General features: G+C 65.3%; 21 protein-coding genes and 3 pseudogenes. 6 read left to right on the top strand and 18 right to left on the bottom strand.

The annotated features are described in order from the left end of the window. Positions 1-95: 95 nt before the first annotated feature. The 10 genes and pseudogenes from ACVWW1_RS07005 to ACVWW1_RS06960 all read right to left on the bottom strand — a co-directional run bounded on the left by ACVWW1_RS07005 (position 96) and on the right by ACVWW1_RS06960 (position 14,440). A pseudogene (locus ACVWW1_RS07005) lies at positions 96-2,778 on the bottom strand (PAS domain S-box protein). 274 nt (positions 2,779-3,052) lie between these two features. Beyond that, positions 3,053-3,934, bottom strand: coding sequence for a DMT family transporter (locus tag ACVWW1_RS07000; protein ID WP_456656633.1), 882 nt, complete (start codon positions 3,932-3,934; stop codon positions 3,053-3,055). Positions 3,935-3,969: 35 nt separating this feature from the next. Beyond that, positions 3,970-4,914: an alpha/beta hydrolase gene (locus ACVWW1_RS06995; protein WP_456655312.1), complete on the bottom strand. Its 945-nt coding sequence runs from the start codon at positions 4,912-4,914 to the stop codon at positions 3,970-3,972. Between the two features lie 119 nt (positions 4,915-5,033). Then, complete coding sequence (locus tag ACVWW1_RS06990; protein ID WP_456655311.1) at positions 5,034-5,831, bottom strand: NUDIX hydrolase; 798 nt, start codon at positions 5,829-5,831, stop codon at positions 5,034-5,036. Continuing rightward, on the bottom strand, positions 5,831-6,790 hold the full coding sequence (locus ACVWW1_RS06985; protein WP_456655310.1) for a dihydrodipicolinate synthase family protein: 960 nt from the start codon (positions 6,788-6,790) through the stop codon (positions 5,831-5,833). Before ACVWW1_RS06985 ends, ACVWW1_RS06990 begins: the two co-directional genes overlap by 1 nt. Positions 6,791-6,934: 144 nt before the next feature. Further along, positions 6,935-7,817: pseudogene (locus tag ACVWW1_RS06980) on the bottom strand (SDR family oxidoreductase). 186 nt (positions 7,818-8,003) lie between these two features. Then, on the bottom strand, positions 8,004-8,864 hold the full coding sequence (locus ACVWW1_RS06975; protein WP_456655309.1) for a MaoC/PaaZ C-terminal domain-containing protein: 861 nt from the start codon (positions 8,862-8,864) through the stop codon (positions 8,004-8,006). Between the two features lie 253 nt (positions 8,865-9,117). Beyond that, the gene (locus ACVWW1_RS06970; RefSeq protein WP_456655308.1) at positions 9,118-9,507 is read right to left on the bottom strand and encodes a Zn-ribbon domain-containing OB-fold protein; all 390 of its coding nucleotides are present in this window, start codon (positions 9,505-9,507) and stop codon (positions 9,118-9,120) included. Next, positions 9,507-10,664, bottom strand: coding sequence for a thiolase domain-containing protein (locus tag ACVWW1_RS06965; RefSeq protein ID WP_456655307.1), 1,158 nt, complete (start codon positions 10,662-10,664; stop codon positions 9,507-9,509). The genes ACVWW1_RS06970 and ACVWW1_RS06965 overlap by 1 nt, the downstream gene beginning before the upstream one ends. 279 nt (positions 10,665-10,943) lie before the next feature. Continuing rightward, positions 10,944-14,440: pseudogene (locus tag ACVWW1_RS06960) on the bottom strand (indolepyruvate ferredoxin oxidoreductase family protein). Between the two features lie 234 nt (positions 14,441-14,674). On the opposite strand from ACVWW1_RS06960, the gene ACVWW1_RS06955 reads away from it, so the two are divergent. After that, positions 14,675-15,901: a cytochrome c gene (locus ACVWW1_RS06955; RefSeq protein ID WP_456655306.1), complete on the top strand. Its 1,227-nt coding sequence runs from the start codon at positions 14,675-14,677 to the stop codon at positions 15,899-15,901. Positions 15,902-15,905: 4 nt separating this feature from the next. Here ACVWW1_RS06955 and ACVWW1_RS06950 read toward each other — a convergent pair whose 3' ends face one another. Further along, the gene (locus ACVWW1_RS06950; protein ID WP_456655305.1) at positions 15,906-16,547 is read right to left on the bottom strand and encodes a trimeric intracellular cation channel family protein; all 642 of its coding nucleotides are present in this window, start codon (positions 16,545-16,547) and stop codon (positions 15,906-15,908) included. A gap of 158 nt (positions 16,548-16,705) precedes the next feature. On the opposite strand from ACVWW1_RS06950, the gene ACVWW1_RS06945 reads away from it, so the two are divergent. Further along, positions 16,706-17,119: a hypothetical protein gene (locus ACVWW1_RS06945; RefSeq protein ID WP_456655304.1), complete on the top strand. Its 414-nt coding sequence runs from the start codon at positions 16,706-16,708 to the stop codon at positions 17,117-17,119. A gap of 68 nt (positions 17,120-17,187) precedes the next feature. On the opposite strand, the gene ACVWW1_RS06940 is transcribed toward ACVWW1_RS06945, so the two are convergent. From ACVWW1_RS06940 to ACVWW1_RS06930, 3 genes are read right to left on the bottom strand one after another with little or no spacing between them, the layout of a single operon-like run. Beyond that, positions 17,188-18,006: an isocitrate lyase/PEP mutase family protein gene (locus tag ACVWW1_RS06940; RefSeq protein WP_456655303.1), complete on the bottom strand. Its 819-nt coding sequence runs from the start codon at positions 18,004-18,006 to the stop codon at positions 17,188-17,190. 56 nt (positions 18,007-18,062) lie between these two features. Then, entirely contained in the window at positions 18,063-18,413 is a 351-nt protein-coding gene (locus ACVWW1_RS06935; protein ID WP_176530680.1) for an antibiotic biosynthesis monooxygenase family protein, read from the bottom strand. A gap of 32 nt (positions 18,414-18,445) precedes the next feature. Continuing rightward, positions 18,446-18,754 (bottom strand): NIPSNAP family protein, encoded by a 309-nt coding sequence (locus ACVWW1_RS06930; RefSeq protein ID WP_456655302.1) that lies wholly within the window; start codon positions 18,752-18,754, stop codon positions 18,446-18,448. 93 nt (positions 18,755-18,847) lie between these two features. Between ACVWW1_RS06930 and ACVWW1_RS06925 the strand changes: the two genes are divergently transcribed. Together ACVWW1_RS06925 and ACVWW1_RS06920 are read left to right on the top strand one after the other, a co-directional pair. Beyond that, the gene (locus ACVWW1_RS06925; protein WP_456655301.1) at positions 18,848-19,543 is read left to right on the top strand and encodes an ArsR/SmtB family transcription factor; all 696 of its coding nucleotides are present in this window, start codon (positions 18,848-18,850) and stop codon (positions 19,541-19,543) included. Positions 19,544-19,854: 311 nt separating this feature from the next. Then, entirely contained in the window at positions 19,855-20,124 is a 270-nt protein-coding gene (locus ACVWW1_RS06920; protein ID WP_456655300.1) for a GCG_CRPN prefix-to-repeats domain-containing protein, read from the top strand. 69 nt (positions 20,125-20,193) lie between these two features. Here the strand turns inward: ACVWW1_RS06920 and ACVWW1_RS06915 are convergent, their stop codons facing one another. The 3 genes from ACVWW1_RS06915 to ACVWW1_RS06905 form a co-directional block, all read right to left on the bottom strand. Next, complete coding sequence (locus ACVWW1_RS06915; protein WP_456655299.1) at positions 20,194-20,505, bottom strand: twin-arginine translocation signal domain-containing protein; 312 nt, start codon at positions 20,503-20,505, stop codon at positions 20,194-20,196. Positions 20,506-20,929: 424 nt separating this feature from the next. Further along, on the bottom strand, positions 20,930-21,277 hold the full coding sequence (locus ACVWW1_RS06910; RefSeq protein ID WP_456655298.1) for a hypothetical protein: 348 nt from the start codon (positions 21,275-21,277) through the stop codon (positions 20,930-20,932). A gap of 137 nt (positions 21,278-21,414) precedes the next feature. Then, positions 21,415-22,947 (bottom strand): acyl-CoA carboxylase subunit beta, encoded by a 1,533-nt coding sequence (locus tag ACVWW1_RS06905; protein ID WP_207830234.1) that lies wholly within the window; start codon positions 22,945-22,947, stop codon positions 21,415-21,417. A gap of 157 nt (positions 22,948-23,104) precedes the next feature. Here ACVWW1_RS06905 and ACVWW1_RS06900 point away from each other — a divergent pair, with 157 nt between their 5' ends. Further along, entirely contained in the window at positions 23,105-23,503 is a 399-nt protein-coding gene (locus tag ACVWW1_RS06900; protein WP_456656632.1) for a DUF4260 domain-containing protein, read from the top strand. Here the strand turns inward: ACVWW1_RS06900 and ACVWW1_RS06895 are convergent. Then, entirely contained in the window at positions 23,496-24,299 is an 804-nt protein-coding gene (locus ACVWW1_RS06895) for a PilZ domain-containing protein (RefSeq protein ID WP_456655297.1), read from the bottom strand. The genes ACVWW1_RS06900 and ACVWW1_RS06895 overlap by 8 nt on opposite strands. Before the next feature lie 211 nt (positions 24,300-24,510). On the opposite strand from ACVWW1_RS06895, the gene ACVWW1_RS06890 reads away from it, so the two are divergent. Next, positions 24,511-25,464 (top strand): dienelactone hydrolase family protein, encoded by a 954-nt coding sequence (locus ACVWW1_RS06890; RefSeq protein WP_456656631.1) that lies wholly within the window; start codon positions 24,511-24,513, stop codon positions 25,462-25,464. Positions 25,465-25,472: the final 8 nt, after the last annotated feature.

Genomic DNA, 25,472 nt, shown 5'->3' with positions numbered 1-25,472 from the left:
CCGGTCGGTGGCCGTCGATCCTTCGAGGCTCGCTGAAGAGGCTCGCACCTCAAGGATGACGGAGCTAAAGCTGGCGCCACCGACTCATCGCTCACCTACTCCGCCGCCTGCTCCAGCGGTGCGATGCGCGGCAGGATCATCTGGATGCGGGTGCCGTTGCCCGGCGCGGAATCGAGCGAGAGCCGGCCGCCGAGGCGATTGGTGACGATGCTGTAGACGATGTGCAGCCCGAGCCCGGTGCCGCCCTGGTCGCGCCGCGTCGTGAAGAACGGATCGAAGGCGCGGCGGCGCACGTCGAGGCTCATGCCGCAGCCATTGTCGGCGAAGATCACCTCGACATAGTCGTTGCCGGAGGCGTGCACCTGGATCTCGACCTCGCCGGCCTTGCCGTCCGGGAACGCATGCGCGACCGCGTTGAGGAACAGGTTGGTCAGCACCTGGCCGTACGGTCCGGGATAGGAATTCATGATCAGGTTCGGCTCGCAATCGACGTTGAGCGTCAGATTGTGCTTGCGCAGGCCGGGCCGCAGGCTCATCACCACCTGCTCGGTGAGATCGCCGAGATCGAAGGTCCGCTGGTCCGAATAATTGCGGTCGGCGGCGACCTGCTTGAACGACTGGATCAGCTCGGCGGCGCGGTTCAGATTGGCGACCAGCTGCGAGGAGGCATCCCGCGCCGTGTTCAGGAAGTCGTTGAGGCTCGAGCGGCGCAGGTCGCCGCGCTCGACCTGGGTCGCGAAGTTCGCGGTCTTGCGCTCCAGCGCCGAGGCCACCGTGAGGCTGATGCCGACGGGATTGTTGACCTCATGGGCGACGCCGGCGACCAGGCGGCCGAGCGCGGCGAGCTTCTCGGCCTCGATCAGCGAATTCTGGGTTTCCCGCAGATTGCGCAGCGCCGCCTCCGCGGAATCCCTCGCCCTTGCGCATCTCCTGTTCGGAGCGCTTGCGCTCGCCGATGTCGAGCGCGACCGTGACGATGTTCTCGATGTCGCCCTGGGCATCGAGGATCGGCAGCTTGTTGACGAGCCATTGCCGCATGTTGCCGGCTGCGTCCTTGTACTCTTCCTCATAGAAACCAAGCTCGCGGCGCGCCGACAGGACGCGCTTGTCGTTCTCGTCGGTCTTGGCTGCGCCGTAGCGCGACATCAGCTCGGCGGTGGTCTGGCCGATCGCGTCCTGCGGCTCGATGCCGAAGATACCCGCCATGTAGCGGTTCATCAGCACGTAGCGCAGGTTGCGTTCCTTGACGTTGATGACGGCGGGCACCGTGTCGATGACCATCTGCAACAGCCGGCGGCCTTCGGCGATGGCGTCCTCTGCGCGCTTCTGGTCGGTGATGTCGCGCACCGTGCCCTCGTAGCGGACCACCTCGCCCTCGTCGTTGCGTACGACGGTCGCGGAATCGGACAGCCACAGCACGGTACCGTCGCGCGAGCGCACCTGATACTCGTAGTCGCGCACCGTGCCGTCGCGCCGCATCAGCTGCTGGTACTGCTCCCGTGCCGCCGGATCGACATAGACGGTAGAGGCGATGTCGCCGATGCCGTTGATCAGGTCCTGCGGCGTGGCATAGCCCATCATCCGCGCCAGCGCCGGATTGGCGTTGAGCAGCGCGCCGCCCGGCGTCGTGACGTAGATGCCGTCGACCGATGCCTCGAATAGCTTGTGGTAGCTCTCCTCGGCGAGCCGTTGCTCGGCAAGCGCGCGCAGTGCAGCCTCGCGCGCGCTGTCGGCATCGACCAAGGTCTGGCGGAACACTTCGGCGGCGCGCGCAATGTCGCCGATCTCGTTGTCGAGATCGGCGCCCGGAATGAACGCGCTCTTCTCGCCGCCCGCGACCTTGCGGATCGATCCGGCGATCCGGGCGAGCGGGCGAACGGTGCGGCGAACCACCAGCACCGAAGCGAACAGGCCGATCAGCACCCCCGCCGTGCCGAGCACGATGCTCTGCCATTTTGCCTCCGCCAGCGTGCGCGCGAAATCGCGCGACAGCACATGGCCGCGGCGGGAGCTAAGCTCGCGCAGTAGCTCGGTGACCTTCTGGATCAGGCGGCCTTCGGCGCCGAGTACCTCGCGGTCGATGTCGGCGATCTGGCCCTCGCGGACTGAAATCGCGCTGATCGCCTCGGCATAATTGTCGACCGCGCCGCGCAGGGCGGGTTCGGCGATGGTCATCGCCCGCATGCTTTGCGCGGCCTGCTCGGCGGCCGACGTGTTGTGCGCCAACAGCGCGGTGGCGATGCGGCTCTGCGCCTGCGACAGCGTGTTGGCCAGCGCCGCATCATCGCTCGCGGCGACCGCCTTGTCGAACGCATCGCGCAGCGGCGGCAGCCCGGCGACGATCTCGGCACGGCGGCTGAGCAACGCCGAGATGCGCTCGATCCCGCTGCGATAGGTCGCCAGCCGCTGGGTGACGCCGTCGATCATGTCCTGCTGCTCGGGCGCCAGCTCGATCCGGGTCTTCTTCAGGATCTCGCTCAGCGACTGGGCCGCCTCTGCGACCTGGGCCGACTGGTTTCCGGGCTCGGTGACGAAGTCCCGCGCCGCCAGCCGCAGCTCGTTGGTGCGACGATCGATGTCCTCGGCGATGTCGCCGACGCTTTGCAGCCGTTGCAGCTCGGCGAAGGTCGTATCGATGTGCCGGATCGCGATCACGCTGGCCGTGGACGTGATGATGATCACAGCCAACACCAGCAGGAAGCTGCCGAACGTGAGCTGGCCAATGGAGAGGGAGAACGCACGCGGCGCTTGCGAATTCGGCGGCAATTCAGCGGTCATGTCATCAAGGCCGGGGTCCAATGCGCCCCAATATACGGGAAATTACGGGCTTTGGGGAAACATGCTGAAGCCCCTCGCCGGCCGGCGGTGTGACCCGTGTCACCCGGGGGGCCGTCGGTGGCCGATTCCGGCACAGGGTGGACGTCAGGCCTCGTCCGACGGGATGCCGGCCTCCTTGACGCATCCGGGGACATCCAGCCGGCAGCCGGTTTCGGGAGACAGGACATTAGCCGCGGCGTTCCTCCGCGCCGGGATCGTCATCGCGGCGATGACCTCAGGCCGTGGTGGTCCTTCGTGCCGGAATCGTCATCGCGGCGACGCCGATCACGACGCAGGCGAGCCCGATCCACGCCGTCGGGCTCAGCCGTTCGTCCAGAAAGGCGACGCTGAGCGCAACTCCGATCGGCACCCGCAGATAGGCCTGCGCGGTGGTGCCGACCGAACCCAGAGTCTGGATCAGGCGGAAGTAGATCACGAAGGCGATCGCGGTCGAGAACACCGCAAGCGCCAGCAAGGCGAGCAGCGAACTGGTCGATGGCGTCAGCGTCCAGGGCCGTTCGACGGCAAGGCTGAGCGGAATCAGCACCGCGGCGCCCGCAATCAGGGAGCCCGCGGCCGGCGCCATCGGGTCGAGCCCCTTGAAGCCGCGGCTGAAGATCGCGGCGCAGGCGTAGCAGATGGTGGCGACGACGATCGCGACCTCGGCCACGATGCCCTCCCCGAGATCGCGGAACGCATCGACGCCGACGATCAGGCAGATGCCGGCCATGCCGGCAATCACCCCGAACAGCTTGCGCGGGCTCGCGGCCTCATGACGGGTGATCGCGGCCGTGAACAGGAAGGTGAAGATCGGCGAGGCCGAATTGAGGATGGTGGCGAGGCCGGCATCGACGAAGCGTTCGCCCCAGGCGATCAGCGTCCACGGGATCACGCTGTTGAGCCAGGCCTGGAAGATGAAGCGGCGCGAGGTCGCGCCGTCCATCGGCATCGTCACGCCGCGCATCCGCATGATGACGAGCAGCAAGAGCCCCGCGATTGCAGTGCGCGCCGCGATCAGCGTGATCGGCGGAATGGTCGCGACGCCGAGCTTGATGAAGATGTAGGAGCCGCCCCAGAGGGTGGCGAGCGCGAGCAGCAGCGCCAGCTCGAAGCCCATAGGGGGCTGGCGCGCGTCGCCGGTCGCGGGGCCGCTCACGACGCGCCCCCTGCGAGCCAAGCGGTGGTTGCCGCAAACAGGCCTTCCCGCCCGTGTTCAAGATGCATCAAATGCGTAGCGCTCGGCACGACGACATCGGCCTTCTGCGACGCGCCCAGCGCATGTGTCAGCCAGGCGGCGTCGGCATCCTGGCAAAGGTTGTCCCATTCACCGCGGACGATCAGCGTCGGCGCCTGGACGCGGCGCGGGTCGTAGGGCAGCCGTCCCGACATCGCGGCGATGATGTCGGCCTGCGGCCCGTTTGGAATCCGGACCGCCGGCGGATTGCGTCCGGCCGCGCCGGCATCGCTCGCCAGATAGGCCGGCCCCCACTCGGCGAGGTCAGGCTCGATCAGCACCGGCGGATGCGACGGCGGGACGTCCTCGACAAATCGTTTCAATTGATCCGCGATGGAGACCTCGCGCCATGCACCGATGCTCTCGGGGCGTGGCAGCCCCTCCAGCTCGCGCCGGACGATCGGCCCGAACAGCACGAGGCGGCCGACGGCATCCGGACGATCGGCCGCAAAACGGCCGGCCGCCATCGTGCCCCATGAATGCGCGACGATATGAACCGGCACACCGGCGCGCACCTTGCGGATGTGATCGACCACCGCACCGACCTGATTGGCGGCTTCCGGCGCACGGCCGAGCGGCGCGACCCCGCTCGCGGGCATCGACATTTGCCGCGCCCTGCTCGAGCCGCCGAAGCCTGTGAAATCGAAACCCCAGACGTCGAAACCACGAGCGTTGAGATCGTCCGCCCAGGAACGCCCGCCAAAGCGATAGCCGACCGACAGCGCTGAGGGAAACGTCGCGCCGTGAACGTACAGCACCGGATCGCCCGCGCCCGGCCAGTGCCGCAGCAGCAGCGTGTGATCGCTGCCGGGCAGCGTCAGGTGGGCTTCGAGAGATATTGCCGCTTCGAGAGATGTTGCCACGTCGGGGTTCCTTTGCGCCGGGCCGTTCGCCCAGCGCGGTGATTGACGTGGTTATAGCGAGCTTCTGGCGACTATATTTCGATGCCCGCCGAAGTATCGTGGCCCGGATCCGCGAGAGTTCAGCCCATCGCGCCGACGTCGAACACCTCGCCGTCGTAGTCAGCTTCCTTGGGGATGCGGAGCTGGCGGCCGGTGGCGGTCTTGGTCATCACGGGCATCACCGTGACGATCGACTTGCCCTTGCTGTCGGCGAGCGCGGCACCGACGCTCGGCTGCTTGCCAAGCCGGATCAGGTTGCGCGTGGTCGGGAACGGCAGCTTGAAGCGGCCGCTCTCGCCGCCTTCCAGCGCCTCGCGCGTCGATACCCAGATCGAGTCGGTCGACTCCTTGCCGTCATGGGCGCCGAGCTGCTCGGGCGGCGCGGCGGCGAGGAAGAACCAGGTGTCGAAGCGCTTCGGCATGCCTTCCGGCGTGATCCAGTGCGCATACGGCACGAGCTCGTCGAGCGCGAGCACCATGCCGTTGTCCGTGAGCACCTTGAGGAAGGTGATCTTGCCTTCGTTCAACGCCGCACGATGCGCGGTCGCGATGTCGTTCGCGCGCCTGGCGTCGACCAGATCCTTCGACCCCCGCGGCCGCGCCAGCAGGATGCCGCTCTCCTCGAAGGTTTCGCGGATCGCGGCGATGCGGAAACCGAGCGCGTCGCCGTCGAGCCCTTCCCCGCCCGAATAGAGCGCGGGATCGGCGGCGATCTCCTTGTCGTTCTTGTCGACGCTGCCGCCCGGAAACACCAGCGCACCCGAGTTGAACTCGATCTGGTGATGGCGGACCATCATGAAGACTTCAATTTCGGACGACGTTCCGTCACGCAGCAGCAGCACGGTCGACGCAAGGCGCGGGGCAACAATCTCGGTCATTACTGGCCTGCTGCACTGGATTGCGGTTGCAGATTGGCACGACGGTCGACGCGCGCCACGCGGGAGAGCAGATAATCGACCTCCGCCCTCGCCTGTGGCGTGATGACAGCACCGGGCTTGCGCTGGGCGCTGGAGGAGATGATGCCGCGCTTCTGCAGCACGTATTTGCGCACGGTCAGGCCAACGCCAGGCTGCTGTTCGTAGCGGATCAGCGGCAGATGCGCGTCGAACAGATCATGCGCGGCATCGCGCTTGCCGGCCTTCGACAAATTGACGACGTCGATCAGGAGCTCGGGAAAGGCATAGCCCGTCATCGCGCCGTCGGCGCCGCGCTCCATCTCGAAATCGAGGAACAGGCCGCCATTGCCGACCAGGATCGACAGCGGCCGCAGCGAGCCGTCCTTCTGGAAGTTGCGCAAGGCCGAGATCTTCTCGAGGCCCGGCCAGTCCTCGTGCTTGAGCATCACGCAGGACGGCGAATCCATCACGATCTTGCGGATCACCGCAGGCGTGAACACCACGGTGAGCGTCAGCGGATAGTCCTGCAGCACCCAAGGAATATCGTCGCCGATCGCCTCCTGCGCCTGCTTGAAATAGCCTGTTATCTGGTCGTCGGTGCGCAGATGCGGCGGCGGCGCGATCATGACGCCGGCGGCGCCGGCATCCATCGACTTCTTCGCCAGCGAGCGCATCGTGGCAAAGCCCGGCGCCGAGACGCCGACGATCACCTGAAGCTTCTTGGCGCGCTTGACGAAGCGCAGCGCGACCTGCTCTGCCTCCGCGGCATCGAGCTTCGGTGCCTCGCCCAAAATGCCCAACACGGTGACGCCGTCGCAGCCGACGTCGGTGTAGAAATCGGTCAGCCGGTCGATCGATGCCTCGTCGATGCGGCCGTCGTCGTGGAACGGGGTCGGCGCGATCGCAAAGGTTCCTGCGGCCTGGGCGGTGAGTTTGGTCATGGGTGCCTCATCTGTTTCCGCCTCTATACAGCGTCATTTCCCACCGCGCCATTGCGCATAGGGAAGCCCCTCCCTACCCTTGGCCGCGGGTCATCCATTCCGGCCCGATGCCGCGCATCGCACCGGAATGGCATCCGTTTGTCTTTACTTGAACCGCCGCGCCGACTTCTTGATCTCCTCCTCGGAGAAGAAGATCTCCTTGGCGTGGGTGACGATGTCCTCCGACTTCCATCCCGTGAACGGCGGCGTCCAGCCCTCCATTTCCATCATCCGCATCTCGCGGACGCCGCGCGGGCCCGAGACGCCGAGCACCTTGCCGGTCTGGTCGCCCGAGAGATCGCTCACCATGTAGAGCACCGCCGGCGCGATGCCGTCCGGGCCGAGCGCCGCACCCGGATTCTCCTTGTAGCGGGGCAGGTCCGCGGTCATGCGGGTCAAGGCCCCCGGCGCCAGCGTCCATATCCGGATGTTGTACTTGCGGCCCTCGATCGCCAGCACGTTGGAGAGGCCCCAGATGCCGCCCTTGGCCGCGCCATAATTGGTCTGGCCGAAATTGCCGATCAGGCCCGAGGTCGAGGACGTGTTGACGATGACGCCGCCGCCATTGTCGCGCATCCATTTGAAACACCGGCTGGGTGCAGCAGAAGGTGCCCTTCAGATGCACCTTCATCACCCTGTCCCAGTTGGCTTCCTTGGCCTTGTGGAAGGTCTCGTCGAGCAGGATGCCGGCATTGTTGACCAGGATGTCGGCGCGGCCGAAATGCTTGATGGCGTCGTCGAACACCGACTGGCCGCCGGCCAAGGTCGAGATGTCGGCGCCGTTGGCGACTGCGCGGCCGCCCTCGGCCTTGATCGCATCGACCACCTTGTCGGCCATCGACTTGTCGGAGCCGGAGCCGTCGCGCGGGCCGCCGAGGTCGTTGACCACCACCGCCGCGCCCTCGCGCGCAAACAGCTTTGCGTAGGCTTCACCAAGTCCGCCGCCGGCGCCCGTGATCAGCGCCACCTTGCCGTCGAGTAATCCCATGGTCGTTTCTCCGTTTTGTTCTTTCTTCTTCACCTCTCTCCGCTTGCGGGGAGAGGTCGGATCGCCCTCGCGATCCGGGTGAGGGGGTACAGGTCTCTCCCGCTGTCACAGTTCGCGGAGAAAGCCCCTCACCCCACCCTCTCCCCGCAAGAGCGGGGCGAGGGAGCCGACGGCCTCGACGTGTAGCTACGCCAGCACCGTCTTGCCGCTCTTGATCACGGTGACGCCGCGCGACTTCACCTTGGCTTCGAACGACACCACGTTGCCGTCCTTCCACAGCTCCATCGTCACGGTCTCGCCGGGAAACACCGGCGAGGAGAACCGCGCCACGTGCTGCTTGAAGGCGGTCGGATCGTAGTCGGCATAGGTCTGCAGCACGCCGCGGCAGGTGATGCCGTAGGTGCACATGCCGTGCAGGATCGGCCGCGGGAAGCCGGCCTTCTTGGCGAACGCGGGATCGGAGTGCAGCGGGTTGCGGTCGCCGCAGAGCCGGTAGATCAGCGCCTGGTCGGGCCGCGTCGTGATATCGACCACCTTGTCGGGCGCGCGCTCCGGCACCTTGTGCGGCTCGGGCTGGCCGTCGGAAGGTCCGCCGAAGCCGCCATCGCCGCGGGCGAAGCGCGAGGCGACCAGCGTGGCGAGCTTGTCGCCCTTCTCGTCCTTCAGCACGGTCTGGTGGCGGATCACCGCGCCCTTGTCCTTGCCCTTGTCGAACACGTCGAGCACCGTCGAGTCGGCCGTGATGTGGGCCGCCGTCGCGAACGGCTTGTGGAAGGTGATGTCGCGCTCGCCGTCGACCACCATCACGCGGTTCAGATTCATCTCGCCGGGGCCGGCGCCCCAAGCCGCGACCGACGCGAACGTCGGCACCACCTTGAGTGGGCGCGGCGTCAGCACGCCCTCATTGACAAAGGCGAGCTCGTTCTCGTCCATCGGATCGGCGCCGAGGCCGATGCCATAGGCATAGAGCATCACGTCGCGATCGCTGTAGCCGTATTTCTGGCCGAGATTCTTCAGGGCCATCAGCTGTTCGTACACGATTGGCATTGTTGTTTTCTCCCCGAACTCTTTTGTCGACGGTGCCTATTGAAGCGCCCTCCTCTCCCCTTGCGGGAGAGGGCTGCACCGGCATCAAACGCAAACTCGTTTGGGAGGGGGGTTATCTCCACAAACACGTCTCTCGCGGAGAGACACCCCTCTTCCGGCAGCTTCCATAGCCGATGCAAGGCATCGGCGTTAATTAGTACGGCGGCCGAAGGCCGCCTACGCACCTTCCCCCGCAAGGGGGGGAAGGTACTTCTTAGGCCGGCGTGAAGAACGGCAGCGGCGCGCCGTCGGTCGGCTTCCACACCACCTTGACCTTCTGGCCGATCTTCACCTTTTCCAGATCGCAATCGACGATGTTGGTCTGCAGCGACGGACCTTCCTTCAGCGTCACATAGGCGATCGCATACGGACCGGTCGGCGATTTCCGCATCAGGCTGTAGGTGTAGACCGTGGCCTCGCCGCTCGACTCTTCCCACACCGTCTTGTCGGAGAAGCAGAACGGGCAGATCGCGCGCGGGAAGTAATGCGCTTCGCCGCACGTGATGCAGCGCTTGATCATGAACTTGCCCGCCTTCGCCGCTTCCCAGAACGACGCGGTCTCCGGATTGGTCACCGGGGCATTGTACTTCTTGGCTTCAGACATCACGCACGCTCCAGAATGCAGGTTGAGGCAGCGTGGCGAACGCCGAGCAGACCGCCGGTGCCGTGGGCGATCGCGAGGTCGCAGTTCTTCACCTGCACCTTCGGATGCGCCTCGCCGCGCAACTGGCGCACCGCCTCGAGGATCTTCGTCATGCCGCCGCGATTGACGGGATGATTGCTGCACAGGCCGCCGCCGTCGGTGTTGAACGGCAGCTTGCCGACGCCCGAGATCAAATTGCCGTCGGCGACGAACTTGCCGCCCTCGCCCTTCTTGCAGAAGCCGAGGTCCTCGAGCTGCATCAGCACCGTGATGGTGAAGCTGTCATAGATCGAGGCGTATTTGATGTCCTTCGGCGTGACGCCCGCTTCTTCGAAAGCACGCGGGCCGGACCACACGCCAGCGGAATAGGTGAGATCGAGATCCTTGCCGCCGCGCGGGCCCTTCATCGCTTCGCCATGGCCGATCAGGCGCACCAGCGGCTTCTTCAGGCTCCTCGCAATCTCCGGCGTGGTGACGATCATCGCGCCGCCGCCGTCGGTGACGACGCAGCAGTCCATTCGATGCAGCGGATCGGAGATCATCGGCGAGTTCAGCACGTCCTCGACGGTGACGACCTCCTTCAGCATCGCGTGCGGATTGTATTGCGCGTGATGCGAGGCCGCGACCTTGATCCAGGCGAGCTGCTCGGAGGTGGTGCCGTAGTCGTGCATATGGCGCATGGCACACATGCCATAGGCATTGTGCGTGGTAGCCCCGTAAGCCAATTCGAAGTCCGCCTCGGCGCCGGAGGCGCGCGGCGGCATCGGGCCGGTGCGCGGCTTGCCTGCGAGCGTGACCAGCGCGACCGAGCATTTGCCCGCGGCGATCGCCTCGGCGGCGTGACCGAGATGGATCAGATAGGAACAGCCACCGGTCTCGGTGGAGTCGACGTGACGCAGCTTCTTGGTGTCGAGGCCGAGATAATCGACCATCGGCCACAGCCCCCCCGGCGCATCGCCGGCGCAGAAATAGCCGTCGATGTCGTCCTTGGTGAGCCCGGCATCCTCGATCGCACCCTTGGCGACCTCGGCGTGGAGCTGTGCTGTTGATTTATCGGGTGCATGCCGGGTGGGATGCTCGTAGATCCCGGCAATGTAGGCCTTGCCCTTGATGGTCAAATCGCTCTCCGCTGGCGTTTCTCGCTCCAGCGTTTTTCTGAACCGACGGCGCGACCTTGGCAAGCGCGGAAATATTCCGTCAGGCGAGACTGCGACAAGCGCACAATATGCACGCCGCAAAACAGGTGTCGTCCCGGCGAAGGCGGGGACCTACCCATAACCACTAGGCTGCGCTGCGAGATAAGGCAGTGGCCCCAGCATCGCGCAACAATGAAATGCGGTCGTTATGGGTCCCGGGTCGCGCTTCGCTTGCCCGGGACGACACTGAATATGTGGCACCTACTCCGCCGCCATCTGCCGCGGCGCGGGCGGCGGGTTGGCGAGATCGGCGGCGAGTTGCGCGTAGCGAACCTTTGCCTCCTTGATCGCCTTGTCCTTCACCGGGCCGTAGCCGCGGATGCGGTCGGGCAGCGACAGCAATTCGACCGCGATGTCGTGATTGAGCGGCGACAGCAGGGTCAGCACCGTCGCGACATCCTTCTCGTAGCCCGCGATCAGATCGCGCTCGAGCTTGCGGTCGGCGTTGTAGCCAAAGATATCGAGCGGCGTGCCGCGCAGGAAGCGGAATCGCGCCATCACCTTGAACACCGACATCATCCACGAACCGAACGCCCGCTTCTTCGGCCGGCCCTGCGCATCGAGCCCGCCGCCGAGGATCGGCGGGGCGAGATTGAAGTTGAACTTGAAGTCGCCCTCGAACTGGTCGCGCAGCTGCTTCTCGAAGCGGCCGTCGGTGAACAGCCGCGCCACCTCATACTCGTCCTTGTAGGCGAGCAGCTTGGCGTAGTTGATCGCCACCGCGCGCGGCAGCGCCTCGTCATAGCCGCCCTTGACGGCGATGTCGCGGACCTGGTCGACCAGCTTGCGGTAGCGTTTTGCCAAACGCGCGTTCTGATAGCCGGTCAGAAGCGCCATGCGGTGGGTGATGATGTCGTCGAGCGACATCGCATCCAGCGACTTGACCGGTGCGACGTCGTCGTCCTGCCCCTTCATCATCGCGGCGAGCCGCGCCGGATCGGCCGCGGCCAGGCGCCCGAGCTGGAACGCCTGCGTGTTCATCTTGATCGAGACCCCGTTGACCTCGATCGCCTGCAGGATCGATTCCGCCGACAGCGGCAGCAGCCCGCGCTGATAGGCAAAGCCCATCATCATGATGTTGGTGGCGATGGAGTCGCCGAGCAGCGTTTCGGCCGGCTTGGTGAAGTCGAAGAAGGCGGAGTCCTTGCGCAGCTCGGTCTCCAGCACGCTGTTGACCTTGCGGCTCTGGAAATTGAAGTCGCGGTTGAGGATGAAATCCGCGGTCGGGATGATGTGGCTGTTGATGATGCCGACGGTGCGGCTCGCTTCGCACAGCGTGATGGTCTCCTTCGACACCGCCACGACCTCGTCGGCGGCAAGGACGAGATCGGCCGTGCCGGTCACGATGCGCGAACAGGTCACATCTGCCGTGTGCTCGGAGAGCCGGACATGGCTGAGCACCGCACCGCCCTTCTGCGCGAGCCCGGACATGTCGAGGATCATCGAGGCCTTACCCTCGATGTGCGCGGCCATGCCGAGCAGCGCGCCGATCGTGAGCACGCCGGTGCCGCCGACGCCGCCGACCGCGATGTTGTAGGGCCGGTCGAGCGCGGGCTTCGAGGCCGGCTCCGGCAAGGCGCCGATATCGCCAAGCTCGGTCGGCGCGCGACGCTTGAGGGTGCCGCCATCGACCGTGACGAAGGACGGGCAAAAGCCCTTCACACAGGAATAATCCTTGTTGCAGGTCGACTGGTTGATGGTGCGCTTGCGCCCCAATTCCGTCTCCAGCGGCTCGACCGAGATGCAGTTCGACTGCACCGAGCAGTCGCCGCAGCCTTCGCAGACGGCCGGATTGATCAGCACGCGGCGCGCCGGATCCTCCATCAGGCCGCGCTTGCGGCGACGGCGCTTTTCCGCGGCGCAGGTCTGCACGAACACGATCGCCGAGGTGCCCTTGGTGTCGCGGCACATCTTCTGGACGTTCTCGAGCTCATCCCGATGGAACAGCTTGACGCCCGGCGCGATGGTATCAGCCGGATAAGAACCCGGATTTTCCGAGACCAGGTAGATCTCGCGGATGCCTTCGGCGTGGAGCTGGAAGGTGATCTTCTGCGGCGACAGATCGCCGTCGTGGTGCTGGCCGCCGGTCATGGCGACGGCGTCGTTGTAGAGGATCTTGTAGGTGATGTTGGCCTTGGAGGCGATCGACTGGCGGATCGCCAGAATGCCGGAGTGGAAATAAGTCCCGTCGCCGAGATTGGCGAAGATGTGGTTCTCGTTGGTGAACGGCGCGATGCCGACCCACGGTACGCCCTCGCCGCCCATATGGGTGAAGGTCTCGGTCGAGCGGTTCATCCACAGCGCCATGAAGTGGCAGCCGATGCCACCGAGCGCGCGGCTGCCTTCAGGCACTTTGGTCGAGGTGTTGTGCGGGCAGCCCGAGCAGAAATACGGCGTGCGGCTGACGGGTGCGGTCGCCTGCATCTGCGACGACTGGCGGCCGTTGAACCAGTCGGCCTTGGCGCGCAGCATCTCGGCGATTTCAGGATTGAGATTGAGTCGAAGCAGCCGTTCGGTGAGCGAGCTTGCAAGCGAGGCCACGCTGAGCTCGGCGGCGAAGGTCAGGAAGCGCTTGTCGTGATCGTCCATCTTGCCGACGATGCGCGGGCGCACGTCGTCACGCCAGTTGAACAGCTCCTGCTTGACCTGGTTCTCGACGATCTCGCGGCGCTCCTCGACGATGAAGATCTCCTCGAGGCCGACGGCGAAATTGCGTACGCCTTCCGGCTCCAGCGGCCAGGGCATGCCGATCTTGTAGAGGCGGATGCCGATCTTGGCGGCGATCTCGGGCGTAATGCCGAGCTCGCGCAACGCCTGGCGGATGTCCTCGTAGCTCTTGCCGGAGGCCATGATGCCGTAGCGCGCGTTCGGCGAATCCATCGTGACGCGGTTGACCTTGTTGGCGCGGGCAAAGGCGATCGCGGCAAAGCCCTTGTAGTCCTGCAGCCGGCGATCCTGCTCGAACCGGTCGTCGGGCCAGCGGATGTTGAGGCCGCCCGGCGGCAGCTCGAAATCGGCCGGAATGATGAAGGGCGTCATCTCGTCGGTGAGGTCGATCTCGGCCGTGGTCTCGACCGTCTCGGTGATCACCTTCATGCCGACCCAGCAGCCGGAGTAGCGCGACATCGCGATGCCCAGCAGGCCCATCTCGATCATTTCATGGATGCTGGAGGGGTAGAGGTAGGGCATCAGCGCGGAGATGAAGGCGTGGTCGGACTGATGCGGGACGGTGGAGGACTTTGCGCCATGGTCGTCACCGGCAAGGCAGAGCACGCCGCCATGCTTGGCGGAGCCCGCCGCATTGCCGTGGCGGAAGACGTCGCCGCAGCGGTCGACGCCGGGGCCCTTGCCGTACCAGATGCCGACCGCGCCATCATATTTGGCGCCGGGTGACAGGGCGAGCTGCTGCGAGCCCCAGATCGCGGTGGCCGCGAGGTCCTCGTTCACGCCGGGCTGGAATTTGATGTTGTACTGCTCGAGATGCTTGCGGGCGGCGAACAGCTGCTGGTCGTACCCGCCGAGGGGGGAACCGCGATAGCCGGAGATGAAGCCTGCCGTGTTGAGGCCTGCGGCGCGGTCGCGTCTGATCTGCGCCATGGGCAGGCGCACCAGCGCCTGGATGCCGGTCATGAAGACGTGGCCGGTGCCTTGGGTGTATTTCTGGTCGAGGCTGATATAGGCCCTTGGTTGATTCCCATTTAGCCCTCTTTGCGCTGGTCGCGACGCCTGCTTTTTAGCTAGTCATCCGAACTTGTTAGAACCAGTCTATGTCGGATTTTCCGGCCGGCGCAGCACAATTCTGGGCGACCAAGCCCGTCGCTCGAAAATCGCAATTTCGTGCCGGGAATATTGCAGGGCCGTTTCGGTTTCTGTCGCAGGACGGGCCCGCGGCGAAACGGCGTGACGCGTCGTGTGGACCGGAAGGTGAATGGATGCGGCGACGACGTCGAACGACGAGGGCGATTCTGGCCGGTGTGCTGTTGTGCGGTGCGTTCGCGGCTCACGAATGCACCGCCGCACCAACCGACGACGTCGTCGCCCGCGGTCAGGCGCTCACGATCGCCGGCGACTGCGCGAGCTGCCACACGGCCGACCCGGCAAAGCCCTTCGCCGGGGGCAAGCGGATCGACACGCCATTCGGCACAGTGTTTTCGCCAAACCTGACGCCCGATCGCGATACCGGCATCGGCGGCTGGAGCGACGACGATTTCGTCCGCGCGCTGCGCACCGGCGTCTCGCCGAACGGGAAGCATTATTATCCGGCCTTCCCCTACCCCTCTTTCACAAGACTGATCCGCGACGACATCCTGGCGATCCGCGCCTATCTCGCGACGCTGGCGCCGGTCAGCAACAGGGCGCCGCCACCGCGGTTGCGCTGGCCGTATTGCTACCGCGTGCTGATGCGGGCCTGGAATGCGCTGTTCTTCACGCCGGGCATCATCCAGCCGGACCAGAGCAGGACCGCGGAATGGAATCGCGGCCGCTACCTCGTCGAGGCCCTCGCCCATTGCGGCGCCTGCCATACGCCGAAGAATGCCTTCGGCGCCGACAAACGCGACCGGGCGTTCGGCGGCAACATGGTGCAGGGCATGTTCGCGCCCAGACTCGACGGCGCAGAACGCAGCGGGCTGAAATCATGGAGCGCAGGCGACATCGCCGAATATCTGCAGAGCGGCCGCAACGGGCACAGCCATGCCGGCCCATTGATGTCCGAGGTGGTGGTCAATTCGACCTCGAAGATGAGCGACGCCGATGTGCGCGCGATCGCGGTCTATCTGAAGAGCCTGCCGGCCGGCGCGCCGGACCCTGCGGTCATCCCGCCCTCGCCCACGCAGATGAGCAACGGCGAGCGCATCTATCGCGGGACCTGCGTCGCCTGTCATGAGCTCGATGGCTCCGGTAGCCCACGGATCTATCCGCCGCTGCCCGGCAACGCCAATCTGCAATCGGCTAGTCCTGCGAGCACGCTGCGCATCATCCTCGACGGCGCGCAGACCGTCACCACGCCGCGCGCGCCGAATGCAGGCTCGATGCCGGCCTATCCAAAACTCACCGACCAGGAGGTCGCCGATGTCGCGACCTATATCCGCAATGCCTGGGGCAATGCGGCGCCGGCCGTCAGCGCGGACGAGGTCGCGAAGGCGCGGACGGCGAAATAGCCGTTCAGCGCTCCTCGCCGCTAAACACGAATTTCGGCATCTCCCATTTATAGCGGATCGCCAGCATCCGGAACGTCAGGCCAAGGGCGAAGGTCAGCAGGGTCCAAACCGGTGGGTTGAGGTTCAGTCCGAACGCGGTCGCATAGAACAGCCCGGTCACCACGGAGACGCTGGCGTAGAGCTCGCTGCGAAACAGCAGCGGCACCTCGTTGCAGAGGATGTCGCGCAGCACGCCGCCGGCGCAGCCGGTGATCATGCCGGAGACGATCACGATCGGCAGCGAGGCGTCGACCTGCCAGGCCACGTCGCAGCCGGCCATGGTGAACACCACGAGCCCGATCGCATCGAGCACGAGGAAGGCAAGATTGAGCCTGACCACCAGCCGCGCCAGCAGGATGGTGGCGAAGGCGCCCGCCGCCGCGATCGCAAGGTAGATCGGTTGTGCGACCCAGAGCAGCGGATAATGGCCGAGCAGCACGTCGCGGATGGTGCCGCCGCCGAGCGCGGTGATCGCCCCTAACATGCAGACGCCGGCCCAATCCATGCTGCGTCTGCCGGCCGCCAGCGCCGCCGTCATCGATTGCGCCGCAACGGCAATGAACGAGAGCACGTGCAACACCGAATCGGTGGGCGGCATGGTCCACATTGAAAAAGCCTCATGAAACAGGTTCGGAACCCTGGGGATCGACGGTTCCAGCATGAACAGGTTGCAACATTGGCGCGGAACATCCGCACGCGCCAACCATTGTCTCCAGCGTTTAGCCTACGCGCTTAGCCTTGGGGGGCTAACGGAGGAACTTTGAAATGGCTTACAACCCTGACGATCCGTATCGCGCCAACCTGACCGATGACGAAATCCGCCGTCAGGCGCGCTTGAACAGCCTGGACAACGAGCTGCAGCCGGATCCGGAACTCCAGGAGGGACCGGCCAGCAGCACCAAGATCGCGATGTTCGCAGTTGCGGTGGCCGTGGTGCTCGGCGCGCTGTTCTACGGGTTGAACAACACATCGGTGCACGAGGCCGGCACGACGCCGTCGACGCAGACCGCGCAGACGCAGCCGGTCAACCCGGCCGCGCCGCCTCCGGGCATGCGTGACGTGACGCCGAAGCCGAACAGCCAGCCCGGCGTGACCACGGGCGCGGCGCCGGCCGGCCCGGCAAACCCGCCGTCTGACATGAACAAGTCGGCGGCCCCGCCAGCGGAGAATGCGAAGTAACGCGTGGCGACACTGACCAGGCGCAAGCGGCGGGCCCAAGCGGCCCGCCGCTTTTTTGCGCGCGAAGTCTACTTGAACATCTTGTTGAGCTCGCCGCCGGGATAGCCGTTGGCGAATTCGGTGAAGGTGCCCTTCTCGGCCATTTCCTTGGCCACCTTCATGACGCCGGCCCAGGCCATCCGCGCCAGCGCGCCGCCGACGCTGATCCGGCGCACGCCGAGGTCGCCGACAGCCTGCAGCGTCAGGTCGGACGCGCCGCCGATCAAGAGATTGACCGGCTTCGGCGCCACCGCCTTCACGACCGCGGATATCTCTTCTTTGGTCGAGATGCCCGGCGAATACAACACATCCGCCCCGGCTTCCGAATAGGCCTGCAGCCGCTCGATCACCAGATTGAGGTCCTTCTTGCCCCACAGGAACGCCTCGCAGCGGCCGGTGAGCAGCACGCCGCTGTGGTCGGCATCGATGGCTTTGCGCGCCGCCCTGATGCGCTCGACCGCGAGCTTGTGCTCGAACAGCGGATTGGCCGCGTCTCCCGTGGAGTCCTCGATCGAGAGGCCGGCAACACCGGTCTTGACGCCGCGCGCGACATTGACCGCAACCTTGTCCGGCTCGACCGCGAAGCCGCCCTCGAAATCGGCGTTGACGGGAATATCGACCGCCGCGCACACCGCGGTGAGGTGGTCGCAGACGTCATCGACGGTGACGCGGTTGTCGGCCTTCGCGATGGTCCAGGCAAAGCCGGCGCTGGTCGAGGCGAGCGCCTTGAAGCCGAGATGCTGCAAGGCGCGGGCGCTGCCGACATCGAACGGGTTCGGAATGATGAAGCACCCGCTGTCGTGCAGCTTCTTGAAGGCGGCTCGTTTGTCAGCAGTTGGCAGTGGCATTGGTCGCTCCCTAGAGTCATTGGCCGCGCAGAGATAGGCACGCACACTCCGCGGTGCTAGTGCGGCTCGTGCACTGCGCGGCTGTCCTTCGGCGCCTGATCGCGTTCGTTCAGGCCGTAGTCACGCATCACGCTCGCGACCCGCAGCCGATAATTCTCGAAGATCCGCGCGCGGCCCTTGGCCTGGGTGCGGCGGTGCTCGACCGTGTTGCGCCAGGCTTCTACCGCAGCCTCGTCGCGGAAGAATGACAGCGACACGAACTTGCCCTTCTCGGTCAGGCTCTCGAACCGCTCGACCGAGATGAAGCCGTCGATCTCCTGCAGGATCGGCTTCAGCTCGGCGGCTAGGTCAAAATAGAGCTCCCGGTGCTCAGCCTTCGGCCAGACTTCAAAGATCACGGCAATCATGGGCGCCTCCGCGCGTTGTCGTTATGGAACGACTATAGCTCGACCTTGCGCAGAAATGTTCGTTCCTCGGCGAGGATGAAGCGGCCTTGTTCCGCGAAGTTGAAGTTCGCCACGCCCTCGCCGTCCTGGCGCAGCCGCGCGCGGTAGGCCTCGTAGGCGGCGAGGCTTTCGAACGAGATCAGCGCGAAGGCGATGTTGTTGGTGCCCTCGTGCGGCATCCAGTAGCCGAGCAGATCGCCGCCGCAGCGCGGGATGATCGAAAGCCAGTTCCGCGAATACTCCTCGAACATCGCGCGCTTGAACGGATCGAGCTGGTAGCGGATGAAGACGGTGACGGTCATTGATGGCCTCCTGGTGTTTTCGTCATTGCGAGCGACGGGCATGATCGACACTACCGCCTTGCCCGACCTCGATGCTTCGGCTATCATCGAACTATGAAAGCAGGACCCGACATCTCCCGGATCGCGGCTCTGGTCGGCGACCCCGCACGCTGCAACATGCTGACCGCGCTGATGACCGGCCGCGCGCTGACCGCGAGCGAGCTGGCGCAGGAGGCCGGCATCACGCCGCAGACTGCGAGCTCGCATCTCGCCAAGCTCGAGGCCGGCGGGCTGATCGAGCCCGAGAAGCAAGGCCGCCACCGCTACTACCGGCTCTCTGACCCCGACGTCGCCGACGTGCTCGAAGGCCTGCAGGGCATCGCCGCCCGCGCCGGCCATATGCGCGTGCGCACCGGGCCGAAGGATCCGGCGCTGCGCCGCGCCCGCATCTGCTACGACCATCTCGCCGGCGATCTCGGCGTGCAGATGCTCGACAGCATGAGGCGGCAGAAGCTGGTGCGCCAGAGCAAGCAGGCGATCGAACTCACCGGCGAAGGCAAGCGCTTCATGGCCGAGGAGTTGCAGATCGACGCCGATGCGCTGACGCATCCGCGCCGTCCGGTGTGCAAGGCCTGCCTCGACTGGAGCGAGCGGCGCCACCACCTCGCCGGCACGCTCGGCGCTGCCATGATGGACCGCTTCACCGAATTGAAATGGGCCGCGCGCGATGTCGCACCGGGCAGCCGCGTGGTCAATTTCTCGCGCAACGGCGAGAAGCGGTTCGCAGCACTGTTCGGCGCGGGCGAGTAACATCGCGCGTTGAATTCGGCATCGGCGCGGTCATTCGCGACCCCATTGTCTTGCTTGTCTCGCTCTCCGATGCAATTTGTATCCTCGTGACGGCGCGTACTGCTCTCGCGCGTGCGAAATGTTTCAAATCAATGCTGAGCTTGCTTGCGGCGCACTGACGCAGCTGTGACGCGCAACATTCATGTCGCGTTCAGCCCGCAACATTATGGTCGACGACATCGGGCACGGCTTCTGCAATGATCCGGCCGGGCGAATCGGTAATCAAAAGTTTGTTGTGGTGCCGCAGCGCGGCCGAATTAAAAGGAGAAGAAATGAAGTATCTTTTTGCAGCAGCAGTTTTGGTGACGACCGCATTCGCCGGCATCAGCGCGGCTGATGCTGCCGGTGGTTGCGGCCCCGGCTGGCACCACGGTCCCTATGGCGGCTGCGTCAGGAACCGTGGTCCCGTCGTCGTCGCTCCCGGCCCGGTCGTTGTTGAGCGCCCCGTCGTCGTCGCACCCGGCGCGGTCGTGGTGGCGCCGCGCGTTCGCGCTTGCCCGTACGGTTTCGCCTGGCGCTATGGCCGCTGCCGCCCGATCTGATCGCGGCACACCTGGATAAACAAAACCCCGCCTAGCGCGGGGCTTTTCTTTTTTGAGGTGGTGCCGATGTCACCAGCGGCGCCAGTGATGATGACGCCAGTGATGCCTGCGCCAGTGGCGGTGGCGCCAGCCCCAATGCCGGTGATGCCAGCGCCGGTGATGCCAACCGCGATGACCGTGATGCCAGCGCACCTCCTCGGGCTTCAGGCGACCGACCTCGTCGCCGGTGGTGACGGCCGGATCCGCATCGTTGCCGGCCGGCGCGCGGGCATCCCCCTTGAGCGGAAGCGGCGCGAGCGGCGCCGCCCGGGCGGTTGCTGCAAAAGTCGCCACACCGGCGGCGACACCGAAGGCCATCTTCAGAAAATCCCGGCGTTCCATCAGAGTTTCCCTTTGTTGCTGAGTTGGACCAACTGCGTCAGCCAGTTTTTTCGCCGCGACCTGAACGCTCGGTGAACCGCGCATTCACGTTTCAGGGAATTCGACGCCGCGCGGCCGCGTTTGCGTTCGCGTGACGTCACACAACCATCACGACGCTGCCTCCTCGCGTTCTACCGGTCATACCGATTCCGACCCTTTCGCGAACAGCCGAACGGAACTAGCATCGCCCGTCGGGTTACTATGCCGCAGCCGGCGCGAGCAGGTTTTATTTGCGCGACTGGTAAGTTAGCCGTGTAGCCCGCATGAGCGGAGCGATATGCGGGAACGATACCATACGGATAAAGCGGCCCCGGATGTCGCGGAGCCTGTCATCGGGCGCGCGTTCGCGCGACCCGTTGGCTCATCCGGGCTACGAAGTATGGCCTCACATCAGCTTCAACGGCGCATCGTGAACCAGCCGAAGATCGATGTTGCCGATCAGTCGCGCACGGCGCGCCTCGGCGCTGCTGATCGCGGCCTCGGTCTGCCGCAACGTGCTGACATTCGATCCGAGCGACACGATGCCGCCAAGCACCAGCGCGATTGATCCGAGTGCTGCGGTCTCACCAGAACTGAACAGGCCGAGCAGCGCAGCGAACAACAACACGAACCCGCCGGCGATTGCCACCTTCGAACCGAGAATAATCCTGCGAGACCGTTCGGCACTCTCGGCAAGCTCCTCGATCTCCGCCTCGATCTGGGAAATCTCGTCGGTCGGCTCGTCTTCAGTCATCAGGTTCGAACCTGTAGGGCGGGTTCGGCCGAGCCGTAACCCGCCGCGGATCGCGCGGAACCAAGATGGCGGGTTACACTTCCGCCTTCGCTCTTCGAGCTACGGCGGACAAGTCGCTAATCCGCCCGACGCATTCCTCACAACGGCAGATTGTCGTGCTTCTTCGCCGGGATCTCGACCTTCTTATCCCTGAGCATCGCCAGCGCCCGCGCGATCCGGCGCCTCGTCGAATGTGGCATGATGACGTCGTCGATGTAGCCGCGTTCGGCGGCGATGAAGGGCGACAGGAAGCGGTCTTCGTATTCCTTGGTGCGCGCGGCGATCTTGTCGGGGTCGCCGATGTCAGAGCGGAAGATGATCTCCACCGCGCCCTTGGCACCCATCACCGCGATCTGGGCGGTCGGCCAGGCGTAGTTCATGTCGGCGCCGATCTCCTTCGACGCCATCACGTCGAAGGCGCCGCCATAGGCCTTGCGCGTGATGATGGTGACGAGCGGTACTGTGCACTGCGAATAGGCGAACAGGAGTTTCGCGCCGTGCTTGATCAAGCCGCCGTATTCCTGCGCGGTGCCCGGCAGGAAGCCCGGCACGTCGACGAAGGTGACGATCGGGATGTTGAAGGCATCGCAGAACCGCACGAAGCGTGCGGCCTTGCGCGAGGCATCACTGTCGAGCACGCCCGCCAGCACCATCGGCTGGTTGGCGACGAAGCCCACGGTGCGGCCGGCGATGCGGCCGAAGCCGGTGACGATGTTCCTGGCGAAGGTCTCCGATATCTCGAAGAAGTCGCCCTCGTCCACGACCTTCAGGATCAGTTCCTTCATGTCGTAGGGCTTGTTCGGATTGTCGGGGATCAGCGTATCCAGCGACATGTCGACCCGGCCGATATCGTCGAAGCTCGGCCATTCCGGCACGCCGTCGGTGTTGTTCGACGGCAGGAAGTCGATCAGCCGGCGCATCTGCAACAGCGCATCGACATCGTTCTCGAACGCGCCGTCGGCGATCGAGGAGCGCGTCGCGTGCACCGAGGCGCCGCCGAGTTCCTCCGCCGTGACCACCTCGTTGGTGACGGTCTTCACGACGTCAGGGCCGGTGACGAACATGTAGCTGGTGTTCTTCACCATGAAGATGAAGTCGGTCATGGCAGGCGAATAGACGTCGCCGCCGGCGCACGGGCCCATGATGACCGAGATCTGCGGGATCACGCCCGAGGCCTGCACGTTGCGGCGAAACACGTAGGAATAGCCTGCGAGCGCGGCGACGCCTTCCTGGATGCGCGCCCCGCCGGCGTCATAGAGGCCGATGATGGGCGCCCTCGCCTTCATCGCCATGTCCTGAAGTTTTGTGATCTTCAGCGCATGGGTTTCCGACAGCGAGCCGCCGAACACCGTAAAATCCTTGGCGAACACGAAGGTCTTGCGGCCGTTGACCGTGCCCCAGCCGGTGACGACGCCGTCGCCGGGGATCTTGCTCTTCTCCATGCCGAACTCGATCGAGCGGTGCTCGACGAACATGTCGAATTCCTCGAACGAGCCCTTGTCCAGCAAGAGCTCGATCCGCTCGCGGGCGGTCAGCTTGCCGCGGGCGTGCTGCGCCTCGATGCGCTTTTCGCCGCCGCCCAGCTTGGCGCCGGCGCGCCGCTCTTCGAGGGTGTCGAGGATGTCTTTCATTTGTTTCCGCCCGTGTTAGCTACAGTCCGCGTCCCGGCGCGAGGTGCCGGTCTGCGGAATGGCTTTAGCACGGTCATTTCGGAACCGGAAAGGCGCTTGTGGGCGGGTTCGGGCGCAAAAACGGTAGGATTTTCCGACATCTGGGGAGACAGCGATGATTGATGCGACCACGGCCGAGACCGGCGCCGCGACCGGCGGGGTGCGCACCCTGCTCCGACTGGAGGGGCTGGTGCTGTTCCTCGGGATGACCGTGCTCTACTACAAGTGGGAGGGCTCCTGGCTGGTCTACGTCCTGCTGTTCCTGGTGCCGGACATCAGCTTTGCCGCCTACCTGATCAGCCCACGGGCCGGCGCCATCGCCTACAACGCCGCCCACACCTATCTGGCGCCGGTGGCGCTGATGACGCTGGGTTTTGCCGGCGAAGGACCGCTGGTGCTCTCGATCGCGATGATCTGGCTCGCCCATATCGGGATCGACCGCGCGCTCGGCTACGGGCTGAAATATTCCTCTGGCTTTGGCTTCACCCATCTCGGGCGGATCGGAAAGCTCAGCTGAACTGGACGCCGATCCGGCCTTTCCTGCGCCAGATCACGCGGCAATGCCGCTCGGTCGTCTCCATTTCCAGCACAAGGCGGAAGCTGTCGGGGATATCGGCGGGATTCGTAGCCTCGACCGCGGCGCCGGTCGCGGAGAGGTTGCGCACGATGCAGGTCATGCTGCGCCGGGCAAAGCTGATCCGCGCCGCGCGCGCAACGTTGCGCCTGAGAGCCCTGCGCTGGTCGCCAGCGGCCTCGCTGGTCGCGCCGGTCGAGAAGCCGGAGCGGATCCTGCCTTGCAGCCGCACGTCCGCCTGCATGTCGAAATGCTTGAGAATGCGTGGCCGGCTTCCGACCACGGTCAATTGCAGGGACGCCAGCAGATGCTCGACCTTCTCGCCGTCGCTGCCGAACGGAAGGAGCAGCCGCTCGCAATCGACCTGCTGGTCGTTCGCATCGACGGTGGAGAACACCATGTAGACCGCGCAACCACTCTCGGCGCACTCCTTCGCCGGCCTCAGCGTGATGCGCCGGAGCGACATCGAGACCACCTGCTCCATGGTCTTGCCGGCCCAGGCGGAATTGAATGCCTCGGCGACATGCTCGCCCTGATACATCGCGCGGAATTTGCGCAGGCGTCCCTCGCCTTCGACCGCCCATGCGACGAGTTGCCGGGGATCGTGCGTCGCGGGATCCGGCTTCAACTCGGCGAATGCGGGAAATGGCCGGCCGGCGGCCAGTTGATCCCACTGCTCCAACAGTGCGCGCTGGCTTGCCGACCTGATCGCGTCAGGCGCAATGAACCTGAAGGTCATCTGCCCCTCTGATGTCGCGTCAGCGCGCAAGGTGGGCAGCTCCGCTTAAGGATCACTGAAACACGATCCGTAACAGTGCGGGGCCGTGCCGCCGACGGGGTGAATTAGCGCTTGGCATGGTTAGCGCGCGCTTTACAATTCGGCCGAGTCAGAGGGGGAAATCATGCTCACCTACGGCCGATCGGCAGCCATTGGAGCGGTGCTTCTCAGCATGCTGCTGTTCGCCTGCATCGAGACCAGCGCGCAACAGATCCCGAAGGAGATCGCGGCCCGCACCGAGATCTACGCCATCCCCTCGCTGACGATCTCCGACCACCAGTTCCTCACCGGCGACAGCAACGGCAAGCCGGTCACCGTCGGCGGCGAATTCCGCATCGCGCAAGGCAGCGGCCGGCTCCCGGTCGTGGTGCTGATGCACGGCTCGAGCGGTGTCGGCGCCGGGATGGACGGCTGGGTCCGCCACTTCAACGCCATGGGCATCTCGACCTTCGTGATCGACGGCTTCTCCGGCCGCGGCCTGACCGCCACCGGACCGAACCAGGCGCTGCTCGGCCGGCTCAATCTGATCGTCGAAATCTACCATTCGCTCGAGATCCTCGCCAAGCATCCGCGGGTCGATCCCGAGCGCATCGTGCTGATGGGATTTTCGCGCGGCGGCCAGGCCACGCTCTATGCGAGCCTCGACCGCTTCAACAAGCTCTGGAACAAGTCCGGCGTGCAGTTCGCGGCCTACATCCCGATCTATCCGGACTGCTCGACCAGCTATCTGACCGACACCGAGGTCGCGGCGCGGCCGATCCGGATCTTTCACGGCACGCCCGACGACTACAATCCGGTCGCGAGCTGCAAGGCCTATGTCGCACGCCTCGAGGCCGCCAAGCGCGACGTGGTGCTGACCGAATATCCGGATTCCGCGCACGGCTTCGATGTCGGCCTGATCGGCAACAACATGGTGGTGGAGGCAACGGGATCGCAGATCGTGCGCCATTGCACGATCAAAGAAGGCGAAGGCGGCGTGCTGATGAACGCGGCGACGCAGGCGCCGCTCAGCTACAAGGATTCCTGCGTCGAGCTCAGCCCGCATGTCGGCGGCAATCCGGCCACCGCGATCGAGGCCCGCAAGGCGGTCAGCGATTTCCTGCAGACGCTGTTCAAGCTGAGCTAGAGCATGAT

This window comes from Bradyrhizobium sp. JR3.5 (assembly GCF_054057015.1).
This window is presented reverse-complemented; position numbering and strand designations above follow the sequence as displayed.